Origin of the sequence: Inquilinus sp. YAF38, assembly GCF_052113205.1 — a bacterium.
Classification (GTDB): Bacteria; Pseudomonadota; Alphaproteobacteria; order DSM-16000; family Inquilinaceae; genus Inquilinus.
Genome location: NZ_JBFRCU010000046.1, coordinates 48,011 through 55,157, shown reverse-complemented (window position 1 = coordinate 55,157; position 7,147 = coordinate 48,011). Strand labels below are relative to the sequence as shown.

Annotated in this window: 6 protein-coding genes; 4 read left to right on the top strand and 2 right to left on the bottom strand. The window is 70.3% G+C overall.

The features are described from left to right. On the top strand, positions 1 to 1,508 hold a 1,508-nt coding region (locus tag AB4Z01_RS20625; protein ID WP_441696882.1), incomplete at its 5' end, for a trimethylamine methyltransferase family protein. A 3-nt stretch (positions 1,509 to 1,511) separates the two neighbouring features. On the opposite strand, the gene AB4Z01_RS20620 is transcribed toward AB4Z01_RS20625, so the two are convergent. Both AB4Z01_RS20620 and AB4Z01_RS20615 read right to left on the bottom strand, forming a co-directional pair. Continuing rightward, entirely contained in the window at positions 1,512 to 2,675 is a 1,164-nt protein-coding gene (locus tag AB4Z01_RS20620) for an adenylate/guanylate cyclase domain-containing protein (RefSeq protein ID WP_441696879.1), read from the bottom strand. A gap of 4 nt (positions 2,676 to 2,679) precedes the next feature. Continuing rightward, positions 2,680 to 3,903: an MFS transporter gene (locus tag AB4Z01_RS20615; protein WP_441696876.1), complete on the bottom strand. Its 1,224-nt coding sequence runs from the start codon at positions 3,901 to 3,903 to the stop codon at positions 2,680 to 2,682. A 144-nt stretch (positions 3,904 to 4,047) separates the two neighbouring features. Here AB4Z01_RS20615 and AB4Z01_RS20610 point away from each other — a divergent pair, with 144 nt between their 5' ends. The 3 genes from AB4Z01_RS20610 to AB4Z01_RS20600 all read left to right on the top strand — a co-directional run bounded on the left by AB4Z01_RS20610 (position 4,048) and on the right by AB4Z01_RS20600 (position 7,143). Continuing rightward, positions 4,048 to 4,974, top strand: coding sequence for a LysR family transcriptional regulator (locus AB4Z01_RS20610; protein ID WP_441696874.1), 927 nt, complete (start codon positions 4,048 to 4,050; stop codon positions 4,972 to 4,974). A 124-nt stretch (positions 4,975 to 5,098) separates the two neighbouring features. Further along, positions 5,099 to 5,578: a formate dehydrogenase subunit gamma gene (locus AB4Z01_RS20605; protein ID WP_441696871.1), complete on the top strand. Its 480-nt coding sequence runs from the start codon at positions 5,099 to 5,101 to the stop codon at positions 5,576 to 5,578. Then, complete coding sequence (locus tag AB4Z01_RS20600; protein ID WP_441696868.1) at positions 5,575 to 7,143, top strand: formate dehydrogenase beta subunit; 1,569 nt, start codon at positions 5,575 to 5,577, stop codon at positions 7,141 to 7,143. The genes AB4Z01_RS20605 and AB4Z01_RS20600 overlap by 4 nt, the downstream gene beginning before the upstream one ends. Positions 7,144 to 7,147: the final 4 nt, after the last annotated feature.

The following is a 7,147-nucleotide window of genomic DNA, read 5'->3' as shown; positions in this document are numbered from 1 at the left end:
GCGCCGAGGCCCGGCGCGCCCTGCGCCGCGGCGGCGGGCTGCAGCAGCTGAAATACATCTCGCGCAAGATCCCGCTCTACGAGGTGCTGAAGACCGACGGGCTGGAGYTGATCGAGCACAATGCCGACACGGTGCTGGAGGAGATCGGCCTCGAGTTCCGCGACGACGAGGAGACGCTGGAGCTGTGGAAGGCGGCCGGCGCCGATGTCAAGGGCACCCGCATCCGCTTCCCGCGCGGCCTGTGCCGGCAGCTGGTGCAGGCGACCGCGCCGCGCGAATTCACCCAGTATGCCCGCAACCCGGACCGCAACGTGCAGATCGGCGGCGGCAACACCGTCTTCGCCCCGGTCTATGGCCCGCCCTTCATCCGCACCCTCGACGAGGGCCGCCGCTACGCCCGGATCGAGGATTTCCGCAACTTCGTGAAGCTCGCCTACATGACGCCGGTCATGCACCATTCCGGCGGCACCGTGTGCGAGCCCGTCGACCTGCCGGTGAACAAGCGGCATCTCGACATGGTCTATTCCCACATCAAGTACTCCGACAAACCCTTCATGGGCTCGGTCACCGCGCCGGAGCGGGCGGAGGACACCGTCGCCATGGCGCGGCTGGTGTTCGGCGAGGAGTTCGTCGACCGGAACTGCGTCCTGATCAGCCTGATCAACGCCAATTCGCCGATGGTGTGGGACGGCACCATGCTCGGCGCCTTGAAGACCTATGCCCGCGCCAACCAGGCGGTGATCGTCACCCCCTTCATCCTGGCGGGCGCGATGGCGCCGGTGACCAGCGCCGGCGTGCTGACCCAGACCCTGGCCGAAAGCCTGGCCGGCATGGCCACGGCGCAGCTGTGCCGTCCCGGCGCGCCGGTCGTGTTCGGCTCCTTCGCCAGCTCGATCTCGATGCAGTCGGGCGCGCCGACCTTCGGCACGCCGGAGCCGGCGCTGGTGCTGTACGGCGCCGCCGCTTTGGCCCGGCGCCTCGGCGTGCCGTTCCGCTCCGGCGGCTCGCTGTGCGGCTCCAAGGCCCCGGACGCGCAGGCGGCGTTCGAGAGCGCCAACACCCTGCTGCCGACCATGCTGGGCGGGGTCAACTTCGTGCTGCACGCCGCCGGCTGGCTCGAGGGCGGCCTGGTCAGCTCCTATGAGAAGTTCATCCTCGACACCGACCAGCTCGGCATGATGCAGGTGATGGCCGAGGGCATCGACCTCAGCGAGAACGGCCAGGCGATGGACGCGATCCGCCAGGTCGGCCCGGGCAGCCACTACCTCGGCTGCGACCACACCCAGCGCAATTTCGAGAACGCCTTCTACCGGTCGACCGTCGCCGACAACAACTCCTACGAGCAGTGGGAGGCCGAGGGCCGGCAGGACGCGTCGCAGCGCGCCAACAAGATCTGGAAGCGCATGCTGGAGGAGTACGAGGCGCCGGCGATCGATCCCGCGATCGACGAAGCGCTGCAGGACTTCATGCGGCGCAAGAAGGACAGCATGCCCGACGCCTTCACCTGAGCCCTACTCGGGCTCCCAGGCGAACAGCTCCAGCGGCTCGGCGAAGCCCTTCAGCGGGTGCGGGCCGATGCTGCGGCTGCCCGGCCGGTCCAGCAGCGCCGCGAAGTGCGGCGACATCAGCAGCGGCTGGCCGGTGGTGGCGCAGGCGGTCTGGATCCGGCTGACCAGGTTGACGTCGCGGCCGATCACGGTGAAGTCCAGCCGCCCGCCGGAGCCGATATTGCCGTAGGCGACCTCGCCATGGTGCAGCGCCACCCCGGCGCTCAGCGGCGTGCCGGCCTGGGAGACGGAGTGGATGTTGGCGAGGGCCTGGCGCGCCGCCTCGAACGCCGCGGCACAGCTGGCCGCCGGCCCGTCCTCATGGTGGAAGAAGGCCAGCACGGCGTCGCCCATGAACTTCAGCACCTCGCCGCCATGGGCCGCGATCGGCGGCACCAGCTGGTCGAAGTAGAGGTTCAGCCGGTCCAGCATCTGCTCCGGCGGCAGCCGGTTCGACAGCACGGTGAAGTCGCGCAGATCGCACAGCAGCAGCGCCGCCTTCAGCGTCTCGACATCGCCGCGCCGGATATGGCCTTCCAGGATGCGCCGGCCGGTGAGCGGGCCGACATAGGTGTCGAGCAGCGTCGCCTCGGCCAGCTGCAGCAGGCGGATCTCGCAAGCGCCGCGCAGGGCCGGGACGATGCGCTGCAGCAGCGCGCGGCCGTCCGGTCCGAACCCCTCCGGCCGCCGCGTGGCGAAGACCACGGCGCTGGCCGGGCCCTGGCCCATCAGCAGCGGCACCACCTCCGCCACCGCCAAGTTGCGGCTTTGGAAGAAGTCCAGCTCCTCCAGCCCGGCGATCTCCTCCCGCGTCGTCAGGCTCAGCCAGCGCCGCGCCTCGGTGGCCCGCCGGATCGGATTGCCGGCGAAGAAGGGCAGGCGCTCGATCGAGTTGTCGCGGTCGCGCAGCTCGACCGGCTCGCCTTCGCTCCAGGCGAAGGTCCGGGCCAGGATCTGCGGGTGCAGCGTGCGTAGATGCAGGCTCAGCCGGTCGACCGGCAGGCCCAGCGCGCGCAGCCGCCGGCCGAGCCCGGCCAGCAGCTCGGCGTCGGTGGCATCGTGGCACTCGTCGCCCGACAGCCATTCGATCAGCTCGGCGACACCGGCCGGCGCGGGAGTGGTCATCATGCGATCAGCCTGACAGGGCCTGCGCCTTGCGCAAGGCCGGGAACAGCCGCATCCACAGGATCGCGACCACCACGGTGCCGACGCCGCCGAGGATGCCGGCCGGCACCGCGCCGAGCAGCCCGGCGGCCATGCCCGATTCGAACTCGCCGAGCTGGTTCGAGGTGCCGATGAACAGCGAGTTCACGGCGCTGACCCGGCCGCGCATCCCGTCCGGCGTCAGCAGCTGCACCAGCGAGCTGCGGATCACCACGCTGACGTTGTCGGCGGCGCCGAGCACGGCCAGCGCCACCAGCGACACGGCGAGGCTGGTGGAAGCTGCGAAGACCACGGTGGCGGCGCCGAACACGATCACCGCCGTGAACATCTTGTGGCCGACGGCGCGACGCAACGGCACCCGGGTCAGCACCGCCGACATGGTCAGCGCGCCGACGGCAGGGGCGGCGCGCAGCAGGCCCAGGCCCCAGGGGCCGGTCTGCAGGATGTCGTGGGCATAGATCGGCAGCAGCGCCGTGGCCCCGCCCAGCAGCACGGCGAACATGTCGAGCGAGATGGCGCCGAGGATCATCGGCTGACTGCGGATGAAGGCGATGCCGGAGAACACCGAGCGCAGCGTCGCCGGCTCGCGCCGCGGCGCCGGCCGCTCCAGCCGCATCAGCAGCATCAGCGCGCCGGCGCCGAGGAAGCTCGCGGCAGCGACGGCGAAGGGCACGGTGGTGCCGACGGCGTAGAGCAGCCCGCCGATCGACGGGCCGACGATCGTCGCCGTCTGCATCGCGGAGGAGGAGACGGCGAGCGCCCGGGGCAGGATGCCGGCCGGCACAACCGCCGGCAGCAGCGCCGCCATGGTCGGCTGCTCGAAGGCGCGGGCCGCGCCCAGCACCAGCACGGCGGCGAAGATGCCGGGCACGGTCAGCCAGCCGTCCAGGATGCCGAGCGCCAGCACCACAAGCGTCGCACCCTCGACGAACAGGCAGATCTGGACGATCCGGCGGCGGTCGTAGCGGTCGGCGACATGGCCGACCAGCAGCGTCAGCACCACCATCGGCAGGAACTGGAACAGCCCGACCAGCCCCAGGCTGTAGGCGCTGCCGGTCAGGGCATAGACCAGCCAGCCGATGGCGACGGCCGACATCTGGAAGCCGATGGCGGACAGCACCCGCGCGCCCCAGAACACCAGAAAGGAGGGATGGTCGAGCAGGCGGTCGCCGCCCAGGGCTGTCGTCGTCACGGGATCGCTATGTCGAGTGAGGAGGACGGCAGCTTAGCGGCCGGGTCGCGGAGGGCCAGTCGAAACGGCGCCGGGCTGACCCGCTTGCGGCGAGGGCGCGGGCGTCCGATAACCATGCGTTATCAAGTCGCATTCGGAGGCCCGATGGTCATCCGCCAGCTCGAATACCTCGTCGCGCTCGCCCGGGAGAAGCATTTCGCTCGCGCGGCGGAGGCGTGCCGCGTGTCGCAGCCGGCGTTGTCCACTGCCCTGCGCCAGCTCGAGGAAGAGCTGCAGGTGCCGATCGTCGAGCGCGGCCACCGCTTCCAGGGCTTCACCCGCGAAGGTGCCTTGGTGCTTGAGTGGGCCAAGAAGATCCTGGCCGATCGCGACGGCCTGGCGCAGGAGCTGGCGATGCTGCAGCAGGGACTGGCCGGCAAGCTGCGGATCGGCGCGGTGCCCTCGGCCCTGCCGATCGTCTCGCTGATCACCTCGCCCTTCGCCCAGTCGCATCCGGCGGTCACCGTCTCGGTCCTGTCCCAGACCTCGATCCAGATCGAGGCCGGGCTGGAAAATTTCGAGATCGATGTCGGCGTCACCTATCTCGACAACGAGCCGTTGCGCCATGTCCGCAGCCTGCCGCTGTACCAGGAGGACTACATCCTGCTGATGCCGGCGGAGCAGGCGCCGGCGTCGCGCCGGACCATCCGCTGGGTCGAGGCGGCGGAGCTGCCGCTGTGCCTCTTGACCCCGACCATGCAGAACCGGCGGATCATCGACGGCATCTTCCGTTCGGTCGGCTGCTCGCCGCATGCCGCGGTCGAGACCGACAGCATCATCAACCTGTGTTCGCATGTCCGCTCCGGCCCCTGGTCCAGCGTCATGCCGCGGGCGCTGCTGCACCTGTTCGGCGTGCCCGCGGGGACCCGGGCGCTGCGCCTGGTCGAGCCGGAGGCGACCCGCACCGTCGGTCTCGTCATGGCCGACCGCGACCCGCCGTCRCCCTTGGCCCGCGGCCTGTTCGACACCGCCCGCACCCTCGACCTCGACGCCGAGCTGCAGGGCACGCCGCTGCAGCCGCCTTCTTCATAAACGCTGTTTATCAATTCATCCGGGCTTTGTATTTGAATCTGGTATACGCACCCGCCCATCCTAAATCATCGGGTGGCAGTCAAGGGCCGCCCGGACCAACGAACCCGAAAAGGGAGTGGGACGGATGCCCGAACACCGGGGCTGGGACGCCGAGGTGGCGCGTGACGTGATCGCATCGCATGGTGCGACCGAGGGGCCGCTGCTGCCCATCCTGCACGACCTGCAATCGGTTTTCGGCCATGTGCCGCGCGAGGCGGTGCCGCTGCTGGCCGACGCGCTGAACCTGTCCCGCGCCGAGGTGCACGGGGTCATCACCTTCTACCATGATTTCCGGACCGAGCCCGCCGGGCGCCACGTGCTGAAGCTGTGCCAGGCCGAGGCCTGCCAGTCGATGGGCGCGCGCGACCTGGCCGAGCATCTGCGGCGGCGGCTCGACATCGGCCTGCACCAGACCACGGCGGACGGCCGGATCACGGTCGAGCCGGTCTATTGCCTCGGCAACTGCGCCTGCGCCCCGGCGGCGCTGGCCGATGGCGAGCTGGTCGGGCGGATCGACACCAAGCGACTGGACCGCCTGGTCGACGCCATGGAGGCGGGTCGATGAAGGTCTTCGTTCCCCGCGACGCCGCCGCCGTCTCGGTCGGTGCCGACGATGTCGCCCGCGCGATCCAGGCCGAGGCTGCCGCCCGCGGCGTCGAGTTGCAGCTGGTGCGCAACGGCTCGCGCGGCCTGCTGTGGCTGGAGCCCTTCGTCGAGGTCGAGACCCCGGACGGCCGCATCGGCTACGGCCCGGTCGAGGCTGAGGATGTGCCCGGCCTGTTCGCTGCCGGCTTCGCCGAGGGTGGCAACCATCCGCTGCGCCATGGCCGGCCGGAGGAGATCCCCTACCTCGCCAGGCAGCAGCGCCTGACCTTCGCCCGCTGCGGCATCACCGACCCGCTGTCGCTGGACGATTACGAGGCGCATGACGGGCTGAAGGGCCTGCGCGCCGCGCTGGCGATCGAGCCGGCGGCGATCGTCGAGACGGTCACGGCCTCCGGCCTGCGCGGCCGCGGCGGCGCAGGCTTCCCGACCGGCATCAAGTGGCGCACCGTGCTGCAGGCCCAGGCCGACCGGAAATACATCGTCTGCAACGCCGATGAGGGCGACAGCGGCACCTTCGCCGACCGTATGATCATGGAAGGCGACCCCTTCCTGCTGGTCGAGGGCATGATCATCGCCGGCATCGCCACCGGCGCGACCAAGGGCTTCATCTACATCCGCTCGGAATATCCGCATGCGGTGGCGGCGATGAACGCGGCGATCGACATCGCCTATCAGCGCCGCGTGCTGGGCCCCAGCGTCCTCGATAGCGGCAAGCGCTTCGACCTCGAGGTGCGGGTTGGCGCCGGCGCCTATATCTGCGGCGAGGAGACCTCGTTGCTGGAGAGCCTGGAGGGCAAGCGCGGCATGGTGCGGCCGAAGCCGCCGCTGCCGGCGCTGAAGGGCCTGTTCGGCAAGCCGACGGTGATCAACAACGTGCTGTCGCTGACCTCGGTGCCGATCATCCTCGACAAGGGCGCCGCCTTCTATGCCGATTACGGCACCGGCCGGTCGCGCGGCACCCAGCCGCTGCAGCTGGCCGGCAACGTCAAGCACGGCGGGCTGATCGAGGTCGCCTTCGGCCTGACCTTGCGCGAGCTGATCGAGGGCTTCGGCGGCGGCACCGCCAGCGGCCGGCCGTTCCGCGCCGTCCAGGTCGGGGGTCCGCTCGGCGCCTATTTCCCGGACAGCCTGCTGGACACGCCGCTCGACTACGAGTCGATGGCGGCGAAGAAGGGCATGCTCGGCCATGGTGGCGTCGTGGTGTTCGACGACCGCGTCGACCTCGCCGTTCAGGCCCGCTTCGCCATGGAGTTCTGCGCCATCGAGAGCTGCGGCAAGTGCACGCCCTGCCGCATCGGCTCGACCCGCGGCGCCGAGACGATCGACAAGATCATTGCCAACCGGGAGACGGGCGGGCGCGAGCTCGGCCGCAACCTGACGCTGATCGAAGACCTCTGCGAGACCATGCTGGACGGGTCGCTCTGCGCCCTCGGCGGGCTCACCCCCTATCCGGTGCTCAGCGCCCTGACCCATTTCCCCGATGATTTCGACCGCGCGCCCGCCCCGGCGCAAGCGGCCGAGTAAGGAG